At 66.5% G+C, this 17,339-nt stretch carries 17 protein-coding genes; 5 read left to right on the forward strand and 12 right to left on the reverse strand.

What is annotated here, in order from left to right:
- Window positions 1-53 precede the first annotated feature (53 nt).
- From B3H47_RS05665 to gspG, 12 genes are all read right to left on the reverse strand, one after another.
- Window positions 54-968 carry a 5'-nucleotidase gene (locus B3H47_RS05665; protein WP_013124230.1) on the reverse strand — a complete coding sequence of 305 codons (915 nt, stop codon included), beginning with the start codon at window positions 966-968 and terminating at the stop codon, window positions 54-56.
- Window positions 969-971: 3 nt separating this feature from the next.
- A complete protein-coding gene (gene gspF, locus B3H47_RS05670; protein WP_276729483.1) occupies window positions 972-2,186 on the reverse strand; it encodes a type II secretion system inner membrane protein GspF in 1,215 nt (404 codons plus the stop codon).
- A gap of 14 nt (window positions 2,187-2,200) precedes the next feature.
- Entirely contained in the window at window positions 2,201-3,625 is a 1,425-nt protein-coding gene (gene gspE, locus B3H47_RS05675; protein WP_013107166.1) for a type II secretion system ATPase GspE, read from the reverse strand.
- 13 nt (window positions 3,626-3,638) lie between these two features.
- Window positions 3,639-6,293, reverse strand: coding sequence for a type II secretion system secretin GspD (gene gspD / locus B3H47_RS05680; RefSeq protein ID WP_286986409.1), 2,655 nt, complete (start codon window positions 6,291-6,293; stop codon window positions 3,639-3,641).
- A gap of 64 nt (window positions 6,294-6,357) precedes the next feature.
- Window positions 6,358-7,275, reverse strand: coding sequence for a type II secretion system protein N (gspN, locus tag B3H47_RS05685; protein WP_013107168.1), 918 nt, complete (start codon window positions 7,273-7,275; stop codon window positions 6,358-6,360).
- Window positions 7,276-7,836 (reverse strand): type II secretion system protein GspM, encoded by a 561-nt coding sequence (gspM, locus tag B3H47_RS05690; protein ID WP_013124233.1) that lies wholly within the window; start codon window positions 7,834-7,836, stop codon window positions 7,276-7,278.
- The gene (gene gspL, locus B3H47_RS05695; protein WP_286986410.1) at window positions 7,833-9,026 is read right to left on the reverse strand and encodes a type II secretion system protein GspL; all 1,194 of its coding nucleotides are present in this window, start codon (window positions 9,024-9,026) and stop codon (window positions 7,833-7,835) included. The genes gspM and gspL overlap by 4 nt, the downstream gene beginning before the upstream one ends.
- 94 nt (window positions 9,027-9,120) lie before the next feature.
- Window positions 9,121-10,107: a type II secretion system minor pseudopilin GspK gene (gene gspK, locus B3H47_RS05700; protein WP_286986411.1), complete on the reverse strand. Its 987-nt coding sequence runs from the start codon at window positions 10,105-10,107 to the stop codon at window positions 9,121-9,123.
- Between the two features lie 73 nt (window positions 10,108-10,180).
- The gene (locus tag B3H47_RS05705; protein WP_286986413.1) at window positions 10,181-10,930 is read right to left on the reverse strand and encodes a PulJ/GspJ family protein; all 750 of its coding nucleotides are present in this window, start codon (window positions 10,928-10,930) and stop codon (window positions 10,181-10,183) included.
- Window positions 10,931-11,293, reverse strand: coding sequence for a type II secretion system minor pseudopilin GspI (gspI, locus tag B3H47_RS05710; RefSeq protein ID WP_321164557.1), 363 nt, complete (start codon window positions 11,291-11,293; stop codon window positions 10,931-10,933). It lies immediately after the preceding gene.
- A gap of 116 nt (window positions 11,294-11,409) precedes the next feature.
- Window positions 11,410-12,075 (reverse strand): pilus assembly FimT family protein, encoded by a 666-nt coding sequence (locus B3H47_RS05715; RefSeq protein WP_324343490.1) that lies wholly within the window; start codon window positions 12,073-12,075, stop codon window positions 11,410-11,412.
- On the reverse strand, window positions 12,002-12,469 hold the full coding sequence (gspG, locus tag B3H47_RS05720) for a type II secretion system major pseudopilin GspG (RefSeq protein WP_286728871.1): 468 nt from the start codon (window positions 12,467-12,469) through the stop codon (window positions 12,002-12,004). Before gspG ends, B3H47_RS05715 begins: the two co-directional genes overlap by 74 nt.
- 113 nt (window positions 12,470-12,582) lie before the next feature.
- Between gspG and B3H47_RS05725 the strand changes: the two genes are divergently transcribed.
- The 5 genes from B3H47_RS05725 to B3H47_RS05745 all read left to right on the forward strand — a co-directional run bounded on the left by B3H47_RS05725 (window position 12,583) and on the right by B3H47_RS05745 (window position 17,337).
- On the forward strand, window positions 12,583-13,176 hold the full coding sequence (locus B3H47_RS05725) for a type II secretion system protein N (protein WP_286986416.1): 594 nt from the start codon (window positions 12,583-12,585) through the stop codon (window positions 13,174-13,176).
- A 152-nt stretch (window positions 13,177-13,328) separates the two neighbouring features.
- Window positions 13,329-13,601 (forward strand): FmdB family zinc ribbon protein, encoded by a 273-nt coding sequence (locus B3H47_RS05730; protein WP_013107177.1) that lies wholly within the window; start codon window positions 13,329-13,331, stop codon window positions 13,599-13,601.
- 87 nt (window positions 13,602-13,688) lie between these two features.
- A complete protein-coding gene (locus B3H47_RS05735) occupies window positions 13,689-14,327 on the forward strand; it encodes a DUF502 domain-containing protein (protein WP_013107178.1) in 639 nt (212 codons plus the stop codon).
- 81 nt (window positions 14,328-14,408) lie between these two features.
- Window positions 14,409-16,208 (forward strand): aspartate--tRNA ligase, encoded by a 1,800-nt coding sequence (gene aspS / locus B3H47_RS05740; RefSeq protein ID WP_286986417.1) that lies wholly within the window; start codon window positions 14,409-14,411, stop codon window positions 16,206-16,208.
- A 13-nt stretch (window positions 16,209-16,221) separates the two neighbouring features.
- Window positions 16,222-17,337, forward strand: coding sequence for a 3-deoxy-7-phosphoheptulonate synthase (locus B3H47_RS05745; RefSeq protein ID WP_286986418.1), 1,116 nt, complete (start codon window positions 16,222-16,224; stop codon window positions 17,335-17,337).
- Window positions 17,338-17,339 lie beyond the last annotated feature (2 nt).

Here is a 17,339-nt window from a genome sequence, read left to right on the forward strand (position 1 = left end):
GTAGAGGCGCCGCGACTTTTTTTCAGGCGGCGACTGCACGGGCCGAGCCGTCTTCAGGACTTGCGCGTGACTTCGGCGTGCACCTGCCCCGAGGGCACATGACGCGCGGCGGATTGCACATGCCCCGCTTGGTCGTCGAAGAAAAAATCGGGCTGAAATTCGCGCAGGAACGGCCCCTTATCCAGCCCGCCGAGAAACATGGCTTCATCGATGGTGATGTTCCAGTGCATCAGGGTGCGGACGGCGCGCTCGTGCGCCGGAGCGCTGCGCGCGGTGACCAGCGCGGTGCGCAGACGCATGGGGGTGGAGCCATCGGCGCTCGCCTTTTGCAGGCGGTGCAGGGCTTCGAGCAGGGGCTTGAATGGGCCCGGCGGCAGCGGCAGCGCGGCCTTTCGGGCTTCGTGCTGCTGGAAAGCGGGCAGACCTTCGGTCTGGAAAACGCGCTCGGCTTCGTCTGAAAACAGCACCGCGTCACCGTCGAAGGCGATGCGCACCTCATCGGGATGCGCCTCGGACGCACGCGCCGACTCGGGGTAAACCTGCGCCGCCGGATACCCGGCGTGCAGCGCAGCGCGAACATCGTCTGGCTCGGCCGACAGAAACAGATGGGCCTGCAAAGCGTGTAGATATTGATAGGGCGCGCGGCCCCGCGTGAATACGCCGCGCTCGATGGGCGTGCCGTGGTGTTTGGCGGAATTGAACACCCGCAACCCGGACACCGGGTCGTTGCGCGACAGCAGCACCACTTCCACCCGGTCGCGCTGGGCGTCGCTGGTGTTGAAGGCCAGCAGCTTGCGTACCAACTGGAACGCCACGCCGGGCTGCGCCGGGCGCTCCAGCCGGTCGAGCTGCAGCCGCATGTAGGCGGCGTCGTCGGCCTGCTCGAACACGCGGTTCTCCTCCTCGAAATCGAACAGGGCGCGGGAGGAAATCGCCACCACCAGGCGGTCGTTCAAATCAGCAGGCATGACTTATTTCACCAGGTTGTTCATCTGGATGATGGGCATCATCACGGCCAGCACGATGAGCAGCACCATGCCGCCCATGACCAGAATGAGCAGCGGCTCCAGAATGGTGGTCAGGGTCATGGCGCGGCGCTGCACTTCCTGCGCATGCTGCACCGCGGCGCGGTCGAGCATCTGCGGCAGCGTGCCGGTTTGCTCGCCCAAACGGATAAAGGTGATGAGCACGGGCGGAAAGCGCTTGTGCAGCGCCAGCGACTGCGCAAGCGTTGCGCCCTCGCGCACCAGGGCGATGGCCTCTTCCGCGTCGGCCTTGAGCAGGCTGTTGCTCAGCGTGTCTGCAGCGGCCTGCAGCGCGCGCAATATGGGCACGCCCGCCGCACCCAGAATGCCCAAGGTGCTGGCGAAACGCGCGGTGTTGATGCCGCGGATCAGCCGTCCAAACAGCGGGCTGCGCAGCATCATGGCGTCGAACGCCAGACGCGGTCCCGGCAGCTTCATGGCCTGCGCGAACACGACGCCGCCAACCGCGAGGACGATCAAAATCAGCCAGCCCCAGGCCCGCATGAAATCGGACACGGCGATGAGGCCGACGGTGAGCAGCGGCAGCTTCTGGTGCGCGCCCTGAAACACGCCGACCACCTGCGGCACGACGTAGGTGAGCAGCAGCACCACCACGGTGACGGCCACCAGCACCACGATGGCCGGATAGGCGAAGGCCTGCACCAGCTTGCCGCGCAGCGCCTGCTGGTCTTCGAGGTAGTCGGACAGCCGCTCCATCACCAGACCCAGGTCGCCGCTATCTTCGCCCGCGCTCACCAGCGCGCGGTAGATGGGCTTGAATTCGCGCGGATACTGAGCCAGCGCGTCGCCCAGGCTGTGACCAGCTGAGACTTCGCTTTTGAGGTTGGAAAGCAGATTGCCGATTTCGGCGCGGTCAGCATCTTCGGCCAGGGCGGCAAGGGCTTTCTCCACCGGCAGGCCAGACACCAACAGGCCCGCGAGCTGGCGGGTGAACAGGGTGCGTTCCTGGTTGTTGAACACCCGGCGCGCAAACCGGCGGCCGCTGGCCTGCGCCGCTTCTTCGTGAATGCCTTCGACCTGCAACGGAATGAGCCCGCGGCTGCGCAACAGGGTACGGGCGCCGCGGGCGCTGTCGGATTCGAGCACGCCGGACTGTTCGGCGCCTGCGGTGTCAAGGGCGGTGAAACGGTAGGCGGGCATGGTGGAGCAGAAATTCAATCACGCGTCACGCGCAGCAACTCGGCCAGACTGGTGATGCTGGTGTCGATATAGCGTTGCCCATCCTGGCGCATATTGCGCATCCCCGTGGCCTGGGCCAGGCGGCGCAACTCGGCCTCGGAGGCACGGGCGTGAATGGCGGCGCGCAGACCGTCGTCCACTTCGAACAGCTCGAACACGCCGGTGCGTCCGGTGTAGCCGGTGTGATTGCACGCGGGGCAACCCACGGGCACGAAACCCTGGCCGTCGGGCGACGGCACTTTGCAGGCCGGGCAGAGCTGGCGCACCAGCCGCTGCGCCAACACGCCCAGCAGCGAAGAGGCAAGCAGAAAGGGCTCGACGCCCATATCGGTCAGGCGGGTAACGGCCGAGACGGAGTCGTTGGTATGGAGTGTGGCGAGCACGAGGTGACCGGTGAGCGAGGCCTGAATGGCGATCTGCGCGGTTTCGAAATCGCGGATTTCGCCGATCATCACCACGTCGGGGTCTTGCCGCAGGATGGCGCGCAGAGCTCGGGCAAAGGTGAGGTCGATGCGGGCGTTGACCTGCGTCTGGCCGATGCCGGGCAGGTCGTACTCGATCGGGTCTTCCACCGTCATGATGCTGGTGGTGCTGGCATCGAGTCGGCTCAGCGCCGAGTACAGCGTGGTGGTCTTGCCGCTGCCGGTCGGGCCGGTGACCAGCAAAATGCCGTGCGGCGCGCGAATGAGGGCATCGAAGTGGTCGAGCATGTCGGGCGCCATGCCCACGGCGCGCAGATTCAGCCGCGCCGCCGATTTGTCGAGCAAGCGCAGCACGGCGCGTTCGCCATGCGCGCAAGGCAGGGTGGACACGCGCACATCGAGAGTGCGGCCGCCGATGCGCAGGGCGATGCGGCCGTCCTGAGGCAGACGCTTTTCGGCGATGTCGAGCTGCGAAAGAATCTTGATGCGCGAAATCAGCGCGCCATGCAGCGCCTTGTTGGGCCGCACCACTTCGCGCAGCGTGCCGTCCACGCGAAAGCGCACCACCGAAGCGGTTTCATAGGGCTCGATGTGAATGTCCGAAGCCCCTTCGCGCGCGGCCTGGGTGAACAAGACGTTGAGCATGCGGATGATGGGCGCGTCGTCGGCGGCTTCGAGCAGGTCTTCCACCGCGGGGATGTCCTGCATCAGCCGGCCCAGATCGACGTCGCCCTCCACTTCGCTGATGACCGACGCGGCGCTGCCATCGCGGGCAGCGTAGGCCGCGCCGATGCGCGCCTGCAGGTCTTCAGCGGTGGTGCGGTGCACCGCGCACAGCACATGCTGGCGCTGCACCTCGGCCAGCGCCGCGGGCCGCGTGGCCTCGCACATCCAGAGTTCGACGCCCTGGCCGTCGTCTTCGGCCAGCACCGCCTGGTCGCGGCAGAAGGTATAGGGCAAGGGATGACGCACGGACATGGCGAGCGGTCGTTCAGTGCTGCGGCGTGAGGATGACGCGCAGTTGCTTGCCCTGCACCTCGGTGACGTAGCGCGTGGTCTGAGTCAGGTTGAAAATCACCCGGGTCTTGCCCTGGTCATCAACCACGCTGGCAGACTGCAGCGGCCCCAGATCAAAGCTCTGGCTCTTGCTGCTGAGCTGCGAATGGGCGCCCTGAAAATCGAGCACCAGCCGAATCGGATCGCTCAAGGTGAATGCGGTGGGCGGGGCGGCCAGGGGCTGAGAAAAGCCGAGTTCCACCACGGTCGCGTCAGCCTTGCTCTTCGCCTGAAGGCTCTGCAGGGCATTGGCTGCACCGGGCGCAGCGGGTGGCATGGCGAGGGACGTGGGCGAAGGCGCCGCGGCAGCGCTGCTGGCTGCGCCCAGCGACATGGGGGGCGTGGGCGCTGCCCCCGTATCGCCTTGAAGGGACGGCAGCACCGGCCCCGGCATCTCGGGCATGCCGAACTGCGCGGGCAGTTGCGCCCTGTCCTGCATGCCGCGCATGGTGTCGTAGCGTTGCTGGCTCAGCGCGTTGCCCTGATCTTCGGTGCGCACCACGATAGGCCGCAGGAACACCATCAGATCGGTCTTCTGCGCCGTGCGCGAATTGGAGCGGAACAGCGCGCCCAGCCCGGGAATGTCGCCCAGGCCCGGAATCTTGCTGTTGTTCTGGCTCACGTTGTCCTGCATCAGCCCCCCGAGCACGATGGTCTGGCCGTCGTTGACCAGCACGGCGGTCTGGATGGAGCGTTTGTTGGTGATGATGCCCGCCGCGTTGGTGGTGCTGGAAATGCTCGACACCTCCTGATAGACATCCATCTTGATCGCGCCGCCCGCGGTAATCTGCGGCCGCACTTTCAAGGTCAGGCCGACGTCCTTGCGCTCGATGGTCTGGAACGGCGTGACGGTGGCGCTCGATCCGGTTTGCGCATACTGGCCGGTGACGAAGGGCACGTTCTGGCCGACAACGATCTTGGCCTCTTCGTTGTCGAGGGTCATCAGGTTGGGCGCGGAAAGAATATTGGCGCCGTCCTGCGTCTGCAGAAAGTTCGCCAGCAGACCCAACGTGGCCATGCCCGCCACGTTGTGCAGAATGCCGATGTTCAAGCCATTGGGGATGGCCAGCGAACCGCTGGCGAGCGCCGTTGCCGCCGAACTGCCGCCGCCGGAAATGGCCGCCTGCAGATTGATGATGTTCGAGCCGCCGGTGCCGTAATTGCTGCCGCCGATGATGGCATTCTGATTGCCCGCGCTGCCGGCGATGGCCTGCCACTGAATACCGAGTTGCGCCGCCTTGTTGGCGTCGACCTCGGCGATCAGCGCCTCGACATAAACCTGCGCCCGGCGCACGTCGAGCCGCTCGATCACCCGGCGCAGTTGCATGTAAACCGGCTGCGGCGCGTTGATGATGAGGGCATTGAGCGAGTTGTCGGCATAAACCGTGCCGCCCTGCGGCAAGGTTACCGTCGAGTCGCTGCTGGTGGCGGCGAATTCCGGCGCCTGGCCCAGCCCCGGGCTGGTGGCGCCGGACGACCCATAAGAAGATGAGTTGCTGTTGTTGCTGCCGCCACTCATCGACTGCGATCCCCCCTGCGGTTTGACCTGCGACTGCCCGCCCGCAGCGCTGCCCGTGCCTTGCGCTGCCAGCACCCCGCGCAGGGTGCGCGCCAGATCGGCCGCATTGGCATTGCGCAGATAGACCACATGGATGTTGTCCTGATCATTTTGCGGCCGGTCGAGGCGGCGGATCATCTGCTCGATCTCGGCGAGTTGTGCGCCATTGGTGGCCCGCACGATGAGCGAGTTGCTGGCCGTCTCCGGCAGGATGACCGCACGCATGGCCCCGCTGCCAGCGACGGCTGCCTGCACACCGGGGGTGCCCGGGCCGCTCGAGGTGACCGTCTGCATGTCGATGAGCTTTTGCAACGTGGGCGCCAGATCGCTGGCCACCGCGTAGGTCAGCGGTACGACGGTGACTTCGGTGCCGGTGGGCACGTCGAGCGCGGCGATGATGCGCGCGATGCGCTTGAGGTTGTCGGCATAGTCGGTCACAACCAGCGCATTGCCGGAGGGGCTGACGTTGATGGTGTTGTTGGGCGAGATCAGGGGCCGCAACACGGGCAGCAGGCTGCTGGCCGAGGCATTGCGCAACTGGAAGATCTGCGTGACCACCTGATCGCCACGACCGGGAATGCGAGAAGGCGCCAGCCCGACGCCCACCGGCCCGCTCTGCAGCTTGGCGTCGGCCTCGGGCACGACCTGAAACACGCCGTCATGCTCCACCACGGCAAAGCCGGCCAGGCGCAACTGCGTGAGCAGCGCCTGGAAGACTTTCTGCGGCGGCACCGGTTTTTCGAATTGAATAGTGACCTGGCCCTTCACCCGCGGATCGACGATGAAGTTGCGCCCGGTTGCCGCGGCCACCGCCTGCACCGCGCTGGCGATGTCGGCGTTGACCAGGTTGATGGTGAGATCCCCATTGGCGCTACGTTTGGCTTGATCGGTCTTGCCCGCCATGCCTGAGGGCGCCTGCGCCATCACCGGTTGCAGCATGAGCAAAGGAACGAGCAGCAAGGCCACCACGCGGCCGATCCTGCGGCTGATCCCGCTGCGGGCATGAGAATTGGGGTTCAAGTCGGGATGCATCACGGCGTTCCTTGATTCTTGTCGTGTTCTGTGGCGGTCGGAGTGTCGTCGAATTCAGTCGAATTCAAATGGCGATTCGCACATGGTCACCCTCGCGACGTCCGAGGAGCGACAGCAGATTCGCCATCGCCGCTTCGTTGCCAGGCGCCGCCCGGCCGGTGCCGAGAAATTGCAGGGCCTGACCGTTCCAGACCCCTTTGCCCTGCAACAACAGGGGCCCTTTGCTGCTTTGCAGATCGACTTGCGCATCGGCGCCCTGCCCGGTGATGCTCAGGGTATAGCTGCCGATGGGCGCCACCACACTCAGGCGGGATGCCACATCCGGCAGATCGATCTGCACCTGCCCCCCGATCCGCATCCGCCCGGCGACCGATTCTAGGAGCAGGCCACGCAAGGTGAATTGCGCCTGTCCCCGTAGCGCAACGGTATTCCAGGGAGTGCCCAGCCCGTCGAGCACCGATAGCGGCAGCATGCCCTGCCAGGGGGCATCTGGCGCGCCCCCCGCCGGGCGCAGCGCCACGGTGGTCTGCGACCAGCCGAGCTGGGTGCTGATCTGCAGCGGCTGCGGCGAGACCTTGGGCCAGTCGATCTGCGCCAGCAGTCGGCCGCGCCAGAGATTGCCCAGACCGATAGTCCAGTGCAAGGTGCCGGGCAGCACGGTGGCGCCGCGGCTGCCCGCCCCGCCTTCGAGCACCAGCAGCGCCGAGCCGTCGCGCCAGGTGCCTTGCGCCTGAGCGAGCAAGACGTGCTGACCGCTGGCCTTCCACACCGCCGCGCTCAGCCAGCTGGCCGGGGCCTGCCACAGCAGCGCCCACAGCACGCCCAGCAAAGCCGCCAGCCACAACCAGCGGCGGCTGAAGGCGCGTTGGCGTTTGACCGGTTTGCGGGATGATGAACGCCCGCGTGACGAAGACTTGGACGAGCGTTTGCCGGAAGACGCCGCAGCGCGCGCCGGGTCGGGAGATTTGGGTGCGCTGGCCATTCATCCGCCACCCGATCCTTGCCGCGACAGGTGCACCGTGCCGCTGAGCGCGCCGTCCGGGCCGAGCTTGAGATCGGCGCCGTCCACCTGCGCCGACCAGTCGCGTCGCGCCGTTTGCGCCAGCGCCGCCAGGGTGGCCGGTCGCAGCGCAGAGAGATCCAGCGTCACCTCGCCCGGCAGCACCTGCGCCTGAACCTTGGCGCCCGGATCGACACGCTTGAACCAGGCCACGATGGCCGCCTGCAGATCGCCGCTGAATACCGGGGCAGAAGGCGCATTGCGCAGAGCGGCGATCTGCTGACCGTCCTGCTGCAGGGTTTGCAACTGCTGCTGCAGGCTGACGATGCGCTGCGGCGCGGTTTGCAGGGTATGCCAAGCGGGTTTGATCGCCAGCAGCCACAGCAGCGCAACCAGCACCAGCACCGCGGCAGAGCCGATCAGCACGCGCTCGCGCGGCGACATGGCGGCCCAGCGCTGACGCCCGAGCGCCACCGTCTGCGGCAGGCCCCGGTACCAGAGCCCCGACAACGTCGCCATGCGGCCGCCTTGCGTCGCGCTCATTGCGCCGCTCCCGTCACACTCAGCACATCGCCCTGCGCCACACAGGACAGGCCGGCCGGAGTGCACCTTGCTGCCGCCTGCGCGGCCGCGTCACCCGGCAGACTGAGCTGCAACTGGCCCGGGCTGAATTTCAGCACCGTGGGCACGATGCCCGGCGGCACCACCACGCTGGCGCGCCCCATGAGCACGTCGAGATCGCCATCTCCGGGACGGCCGGTGCGCAGGCGCGCGTCGTTGAGCGCGCGCTGCACCTGCAGGCGCGCATCGAGTATGGCGGGCACACCGGGCAGCGCCTCGGCGGCCGTGGTGTCGAGCTTTTGTCGCAACTGACTTTCCTGCCGTGAAAGTTTGAAAGCGGCGGCATTCATGCCCACCAACTGCACCACCGCCAGCAGCCCCAGCAGGGCGCCGACACGTCGCCAGGCGGGTGTGGTGAGTTGCTCCATCACCCCGGCCCAACCTCGCGACAACGCGTGTTTGGGCGCCAGGTCGAACTGCCGCAGATTCCACGGCGACTGCGCTGCCCGCGCCATCCAGCCGGCGTCGCTGAGCGTGGCCGGTGTGAGTTCAGGCGGCAGATCGAGCCAGCTGAGTTGGGGCTGCGCCTGATCTTGCACCCAGAGATGTTCGGGCGTAACGGGCAGTGGCAGCGCCTGCGGCGCGGCGGCGTCAGCCGCGAGGATGAGCGGCAGCCAGGCCGCCTCGCCCTGCAGGTCGCGCCACAGCAGACGCGGGCCTTGCCCGGAAGTTTGCAGCAGCGCGTCGCCCGGTGCCAGCAAGGCGGCTTCGGGAACGATTTTCTCCGGCTCCTGCCCGGCCTGAGCGAGATCGGCAATCGCCTGCTGCAGCGCGGCCTTTTGCACCGCACAGGCCAGCGTGACGCTGCCGTCTTCGGCGAGCGGCCCGACACTCAAATGCAGTAGCCCCGCGTCCTGCAGCAGACGGTCTTCGAGCGCCCCGTTGAGTGCGGCCTGCAGCCGGGAAGGCGCCATGGCGGGCAGCGTCGCCGCCATGACCGAGGCGTCGAGCGCATCGACCACGGCTACCACCCGGGCGCCACGCGGCAGCAGCGCAACTTGCTCCCGACCGGCCGATTGCAGTTTGCCGTTGGCGCTCAGCAGCACGTACTCCAGCTCCGGCAGCGGGTGCGCGGTAGCCAGGGGCGGCAGGCGGAGAACCAGGGTTTGCATGATGGCGGCGATTGTAGAGAGGCTTTGTTGCAGTAAAGGTACAGGAAATACGCGATGTTGCAATGCATTCCTCAATCGCGTTTTGCGAAAGAAATCAGTTTGCTCCCTGTTCGACCTCAGGGGCAGCCGCCAACCAGGGGGGCACGCGCTGGATGCGCACCACTTGCGAGAACACCCCGGCCCGCTGAATCAGCGCGCGTTCGGCGTATTCCAGCTTGTCGATGCGCACACGGGCAATGGCGTCGAAGTAGCCGGTGGCCACGCTCACCAGTTGCGGATTGACGGTTGCGCCTTGCGGCAGCAGGGTTGAAATATCGCCCAGATTGCGAAAATACGCGCGCTTGCGCGCCTCGACCAATGCCTGCGCCGTATCGGCGCTCACCCCGAGCACGGCAGCGAGCACCTCCGGGCTGGCGGTGTTGGCGTTGACCGGCGTGGCCTGCGGCAGCAGGGTGACGGCGGAGGCGAGCTTGGGCAGGGCCTGCGCCACGGTGGGGCCCAGCCGCGCCAAATCCTGCAATTGCTGCAGCGGCAGTGGCGAATTTGCAACATTTGTCTGCGCCGCAGCGCCGATGGGGTTGCTCGCCGCCACGCCATTGGCGATGGTGGCCGCCACGTTGGACGGCAGTTGCAACGCGGCGCACAGGCGCTGGAAGGCCAGCAGCGCCTGCGGATCGATCGTCCCGGCCGGAGCCAGATCGCGCAGATTGAAACGGCTTTGCGCATCGACGATGCGCCCTTCGAGCCAGGCGTCGGGCAGGCCCGCACTGTCTTGCCCGCGCGCGGCGAGAAAGGTCGACAGCCGCGCCTCGGCCAGCGGCACCGACCAGGGCTCGCCGAGGTAATCGGCCGTCGAGGTCATGGCGTCTTCGCGCAGAATCAGCCGCGCCCAGTCGATCGCGCCGCGCAAAATCCAGCGCGCCTGCGTCTGTTCGCGCGCGGTCTGCTCGCGGGCGATGGCGCTCCACTGACTCCAGAACATGCTAGAGACCATCACCGCAGCCAGCGCGGCAATCAGCATGGCGGTGATCAGCGCCGCGCCGCTTTGATGCCCGGCTTGATACTTGGTCGAGCGCCTCACTGGACTACCCTCCTCACTAGTCTCGACTCCCCAAGGGAGTTGAGCGCTCCTCCGGAGCGGCCGTGCGGAGCGCTCATTCGCGGTCGTCCAGCAAAAAGTCGCGCTGCAAATCGCCCGTCAGCAGCTTGTCGGCGAACTGCAGCTGCAGGCGCACGGCCGCCGGGGTCGTCGCGCTGGCGGCCAGCGTGTTGGCGGCGGCCGTCGCGGCGCTGGCCGATGCGGCCGGCGTGTTGCTGCTGGCGTTAGCCACATTGGCCGCCGTACCGGCATTGACCCAGGCGCCCGATTGCTGCAGCAGCCCGATACCGGCGTAGCGATAGAACTGGATCTGCATGCTCATCACGCCGGGCAGAATGGTCAGCAAAGGCGCGGTGGAGTTTTGCAAGGCCGACTGCAAGACGGCGCGGCTGTCGGTGGGCGCGCTGGCACTGCGCTTGAGCGCGCCGTCCTGCACCGTCCAGCGCACCACCTGCAGCTCGCCCGCATTCGGCGGCAGGCCGACGCCCGCGCCGACATCGGCGCGCACATCGCCGCCCAACGGTTGCGCGGGACGGCGCACGATGAACAGCCCGCCGCCGAGCACGCTCACCGCAGGCAGTCCGGGCCCCTGCGACACCGCATGGCGCAGGTCGTCGCCCAGCTGCTGCATGCCGTCGGCCAGACGCGAACTGGTGGTGAACGCGCGGCTGGCGTCGTCGCGGCTGTGCGCCACCGCGTCCAGCCCGCGCCAGCCCAGCACCGCCACCACCGCGAGAATGGTGACCGCAACCAGCAGCTCGATCAGGGTGAAACCCCGCTGTGCCGAAACAGGCGCCCGGTTCACTTACAGATTCCCGATGATGGTGACCACCTGCCACGCGCTCCAGCCGCTGGCATCGAGCACGTTGACCTGCACGCGGCGGAAGTTGGGGTTGGGCGTGGGCATCACATCCACCGCCACGGTGAACGGCACATTCGCCTGCGTGCAGGCGCTGGTGCTCTGTCCCACTGCGAGAAAGGTTTTGCTCAGGCGTTGATCGACCAGAAAATTCTGCGCGCACTGCTCGGCCAGAACGGTCATGCGATAGCGCTGCGCGTTGTCGGCCACGCCGCCTGCGGCACGCATGGCCGCCAGCAGCGCAATGGCCACCACCGCCAAAGCCACCAACACTTCGAGCAGGGTGAATCCGCGGGAGCTTGCCCCCACGCTTGCCGCTGACGCGGCGGCACTGCCCCCCGAGGGGGCTGGCCCAGCCTTGGGGCGGCCCGGCGGCTGGGCCGACCTATTCAATGGGGGCGCTGGAACGCGAAGGGGTCCGCACATCATGATCGGCTGCGACTGACCACAAAAGGCGCAAAGCCGTCGGTTTCGATGCTGTCGCGCTCCGCGCCATCAGACAGCACCAGGCGGATCGGGCCGCCCACCGGCTCGGAGCCGAACAGCAACCAACTCGGCGGCGTGCCCAGACTGCGCACCCCACCCTCGCTCAGACTCACCGACACCGTACCCGCCGAGTAAGCCGCCTCGCGCGGCTCGCCGCCTAGCGCGGTGCGCCAATCCTGCGGGGGAATTTCGCGGCCGCCGCCCACCCAGGGCCAGAGCCGCGGACGCAGCAGGTCGGAGTCCACCGGCTCCCAACCCTGCGGCCCGATCTGCACAAAGGCATAGCCCCTCGGCCCGCTGGCCCAGGCCAGGGGCACGCCGGTTTCGGCGGCGTGTTGACGTGCGGCATCGAACAGTGCCGACAGCCGCTGCGCCTCACGCTGCATCTGCGCATTTTCGGAAGGCGGCAAGGCAAAAGCCGCCATCGCCGTGACCATGCCCACGATGATCAGCGCCACCAGCATTTCGAGTAGGGTGAATCCCCACGCTCGCCGCCGGCGCGGCGGCCTTGCCCTCAGGACGCAGCCGGGCTTATTGCCAGCTGCCAATGTCGGCATTCGCCCCTTCTCCGCCGGGTTTGCCGTCTGCGCCATAGCTGAACACATCCACCGGACCTTTCACGCCCGGGTTGAGATATTGATAGGGATTGCCCCACGGATCGGTCGGCAGCTTTTCGAGATAGGGCTTCCAGTTGTTGGGAATCGGCGGCGTGGTGGGTTTGACCACCAACGCCTGCAAGCCCTGCTGCTGGGTGGGGTAAATGCCGTTATCCAGTTTGTACAACTTGAGCGCCTGCATGATGGTGGCGATATCCGTCTTGGCAGCCGTTTGCCGCGCCTCGTCGGTGCGGCCCATGATGTTGGGCACGATGAGCGCCGCCAGCACGCCCATGATGACCAGCACCACCATGAGCTCGATCAGCGTGAAACCGCGCGCTTTGCGACGGGCCGCGGGCACGCGCAGCACCTCGGATGAAACCCCCTTCAAACCATCATTCATCGACTTCCACCTTTTGAAAAGCGCCGGGCGCGCCCTCGGTTTTTCCGCCTTGCTGATGACTCGTTGCAACAAGACGGCGCGAAGACACGTTCTGCGCGGATAATAAGTGTCTCATGTTGCGCACCTCACCCTCATTCCCTGCGCCCAGTGGCGTTTCTACCCGCGGCAGCCGCCGGGCCGCGGCGCTGCTGAGCGTCGTTCTCGCCTTCGCCTGCGCAGCGCTGGCAGTGACCTGGGTGCTGCGACTGGTCGCCTCGCCGCAAACGGTTCCCGCTGATGCCCAACTCATCGGCGCGCTGTCGCCCGAGCAGGCCGCGCAGCAGGCCGCGCGCCTGTTTGGCGCCACACCGGTGGGCGCGGCCAGCGCACCCGCCGCACCCAGCCGCTTTCGGCTGTACGGGGTGATTGCCGGGGGCGATACCGGCTCGGCGCTGATTGGCATCGACGGCCAACCGCCCCGCGCCGTCGGCGTGGGAGACGCCATCGCACCGGGCGTGATTTTGCGCGCCACCGGCTACAAAATGGTCTGGCTGGAACGTGACGGCGTGCGTGAGGAACTCAAAATGGATCCGCAGGGCGCTCAGGTCGGAGCCATCGGCTTCCCCGGCGTCGCACCCCGTCTGCCGCAATTTACCCCGCCCGCGCTGGCGCCGCCGGGTATTGCACCGGCCAGTATCGCGCCGCCTACGGTGGATAACGAGAGATAAGGCCGAGGCTGCGTGGCCGCTGCCGCCCCGACAGGCGGGGCGTTTTTATAATGCCGTCATTGTTCTGCGCCTGTTTGCCCCCATTTAAGGCGTGAATTCTGGATTTGAAACGCCGATTTTCCTGGCGCCCCTATTTTGACGAGGTTTCCATCATGCCGATCTACGCTTACAAATGTGATGCCTGCGGCCACACCCTGGACGCGCTGCAAAAAATGTCCGATGCCCCGCTGACCGTCTGTCCGCATTGCGGCAAGCCTGCGCTGCACAAACAGGTCACCGCGGCGGGTTTCCAGCTCAAGGGCTCGGGCTGGTACGCCACCGACTTCAAGGGCGGCGGCGCGGCGGCAACATCGACAGCGGCTGCAGCGTCTTCCTCCGACAGTGCCGCGCCCCCGGCCTGCGGCGCCTCGTGTGCCTGCCATTAAATTCATCCTCTCCAGGGCTGTGATCCACCCGCCCTGCCCCTTTCCTCAACCCCAAGCCTTCCGCGCCCCGGAAGGCTGTTTCATTCCATGAGCCTGAAAAGTATTTTCATCGCCGGCATGCTGGTCTGGCTGCCGCTGACCATCACCATCTGGGTGCTGTGGCAGTTGCTGGCCGTGTTCGACGGCATCTTCCGGGCCATGGTCAGCGCGCTGAGCACGGTGGCGCCCGGCCTGGCCCCGGCGCTGGACAAACTGGTGAACATTCCCGGCGTGGGCGTGGTCTTGGTGCTGGCGGCCATTTTTCTCACCGGTCTGGCTGTAGCCAATATGGTGGGGCAGTGGTGGCTGGCCCGCTGGGACGGGTTGATGGCGCGCATTCCACTAGTCAAGACCATTTACAGCAGCGTCAAACAGGTGTCGGACACGCTGTTTTCCAGCAGCGGCAACGCCTTCCGCAAAGCCTTGCTGGTGCAATATCCGCATCAGGGCTCGTGGACCATCGCCTTTATGACCGGTACGCCGGGCGGCGAGGTTGCAGGGCATCTGCAGGGCGATCATGTCAGTGTGTACGTTCCCACCACACCCAATCCGACCTCCGGCTTTTTTCTGATGTTTCCGCGCAGCGAGGTGATCGAGCTGCAGATGAGCGTGGACACTGCGCTCAAATACATCATTTCCATGGGTGTGGTCGTGCCGGGCGGGCCGAACAATCCGCAAGTGCATTGAGCGCCCGAGCTCCCATCCTTTCCCTACCTGCCCCCTGCGCGCCGAAGCCGCAGGACCGTTTTCCGAAAGTACCTCTCCAACATGAGTCTGCGTAGCCAATATTGCGGTCAGGTGACCGAAGCCCAACTGGGGCAAACTGTTTCACTGTGCGGCTGGGTGCATCGCCGTCGCGACCACGGCGGGGTGATTTTCATCGACCTGCGCGACCGCGAGGGCCTGGTGCAGGTGGTGTGCGACCCCGACCGCGCCGCCATGTTCGCCACGGCCGAAGGCCTGCGCAACGAGTTCTGCGTGCAGGTGCAGGGGCTGGTGCGGCCGCGACCTGCTGGCACCGAAAACGAGGGCATGACCTCGGGCAAGATCGAGGTACTGTGCCACGACATCACCGTGCTCAACGCCTCGGTCACCCCGCCCTTCCAGCTCGACGACGACAACCTGTCGGAGACCACGCGGCTGACCCATCGCGTGCTCGACCTGCGCCGTCCGCAGATGCAGCACAACCTCAAGCTGCGCTATCGCGTTGCAATGGCGGTGCGCCGCTTCCTCGACGGCCAGGGCTTCATCGACATCGAAACCCCCATGCTCACCAAGAGCACGCCCGAAGGCGCGCGTGACTATCTGGTGCCCAGCCGCGTGCACGACGGCGAGTTCTTCGCCCTGCCGCAGTCGCCGCAGCTGTTCAAGCAGATGCTCATGGTCGCGGGCTTCGACCGCTATTACCAGATCACCAAGTGCTTCCGCGACGAAGACCTGCGCGCCGACCGTCAGCCCGAATTCACCCAGATCGACTGCGAGACTTCCTTCCTGAACGAGCAGGAAATCCGCGATCTGTTCGAGACCATGATCCGCGGCGTGTTCAAAGATGTGCTCGACATCGAGCTCGCCAACCCCTACCCGGTCATGACTTATGCGGAGGCCATGGCCCGCTTCGGCTCCGACAAGCCCGATCTGCGCGTCAAGATGGAGTTCACCGAACTCACCGATGTGATGGCCGACGTGGACTTCAAGGTGTTCTCCGGCCCGGCCACCACCCCCGGCGACCGCGTGGTCGCGCTGCGCGTGCCCGGTGGCGGGGAGATGAGCCGCAGCGAGATCGACGCCTACACCGAGTTCGTCAAGATCTACGGCGCCAAAGGCCTGGCCTGGATCAAGGTCAACGATGTTAGCAAGGGCCGCGATGGTCTGCAGTCGCCCATCGTCAAGAACCTGCACGACGCCGCGATTACCGCCGTCCTGCAGCGCAGCGGCGCGCAAAACGGCGACCTGCTGTTCTTCGGCGCCGACAAGTCCAAGGTCGTGGCCGACGCCATCGGCGCCCTGCGGGTCAAGATCGGCCACAGCGAATTCGGCAAGAGCCACGGCCTGTTCGAGAACGTCTGGAAGCCGCTCTGGGTGGTCGATTTCCCCATGTTCGAGTTCGACGAGGACAACCAGCGCTGGGCCGCCGTGCATCACCCCTTCACCGCGCCGAAGGACGGCCATGAAGAACTGATGGACACGGCCCCCGAGAAGTGCATCGCCAAGGCCTACGACATGGTGCTCAACGGCTGGGAGATCGGCGGCGGCTCGGTGCGCATCCACCGCGCCGAAGTGCAGAGCAAGGTGTTCTCCGCGCTCAAGATCGGCCCCGACGAGGCCCGCGCCAAGTTCGGCTTCCTGCTCGACGCGCTGCAATACGGCGCCCCGCCGCACGGCGGCATCGCCTTCGGCCTGGACCGCATCGTCACCATGATGACCGGCGCCCAGAGCATCCGCGACGTCATCGCCTTCCCCAAAACCCAGCGCGCCCAGTGCCTGCTGACCAACGCGCCCAGCCCGGTGGATGAGAAGCAGTTGAAGGAGTTGCACATCCGCCTGCGCAATCCGCAGCCGAGCATGTAAGAGGACGGCCTTGATGCCCCGAATCGACGATTCCACCCATGACCAAGAGGCCGGTGTGCTGGACGGCACGCTCGACGCCACTCGCATCGACGACACCCGCATCAAGGCGGTGCGGGCTTTGATCTCGCCAGCTGTGCTGCTGGAAGAACTGCCGGTCACGCCGCAGATCGAGGCCGTGGTCGAGCAAGGCCGCGCCGCAGTCGCGAATGTGCTGCACGGGCGCGATGACCGGCTGGTGGTTGTGGTCGGGCCATGCTCCATTCACGATCACGATCAGGCCATCGACTATGCGCGCCGCCTGCAAGCCACGGCGGCCGATCTGAGCGACGCGCTCATTGTGGTGATGCGGGTGTATTTCGAGAAGCCGCGCACCACCGTGGGCTGGAAGGGTTATATCAACGACCCGCGGCTGGATGGCAGCTTCCGCATCAACGAGGGTCTGCAGCGCGCGCGCCAGTTGCTGCTGGAGATCAATTCGCTGGGTTTACCGGCGGGCACCGAGTTTCTCGACCTGCTGTCGCCGCAGTATTTCAGCGACCTGATCGCCTGGGGCTCCATCGGCGCGCGCACCACCGAAAGCCAGAGCCACCGCCAGCTTGCTTCGGGGCTGAGTTGTCCCGTGGGCTTCAAGAATGGCACCGACGGCGGGGTGCAGGTGGCGGCCGATGCCATGGTGTCGGCCGCCAGCGGCCATGCCTTCATGGGCATGACCAAGATGGGCGTGGCGGCGATTTTCGAAACCCGCGGCAATGCGGATTGCCACGTCATCCTGCGCGGCGGCAAGGCGCCGAACTTCGACGCCGCATCAGTCAACGCCGCCTGCGCCGCGCTGGCCAAAGCCGGGCAGCGCGAACAGGTGATGATCGACTGCTCGCACGCCAATTCGGCCAAGCAGCCGCGCAAGCAGATGGAGGTGGCCGCCAGCATCGCCGAGCGCATCGCCGCAGGCGAGCGGCGCATCCTGGGCGTGATGGTCGAGAGCCACCTGCGCGAAGGCCGGCAGGATCTCAAGCCGGGTCAGCCGCTGGCGCCGGGCATATCCATCACCGACGCCTGCCTGGGCTGGGACGACACCGTGCCGTTGTTGCGCGCTCTGGCCGATGCAGTGCGCAAGCGGCGCGAACTCTGAGA

Source organism: Thiomonas sp. UBA7699 (genome assembly GCF_002482605.1).
Taxonomy (GTDB): Bacteria; Pseudomonadota; Gammaproteobacteria; order Burkholderiales; family Burkholderiaceae_C; genus Thiomonas; species Thiomonas arsenitoxydans.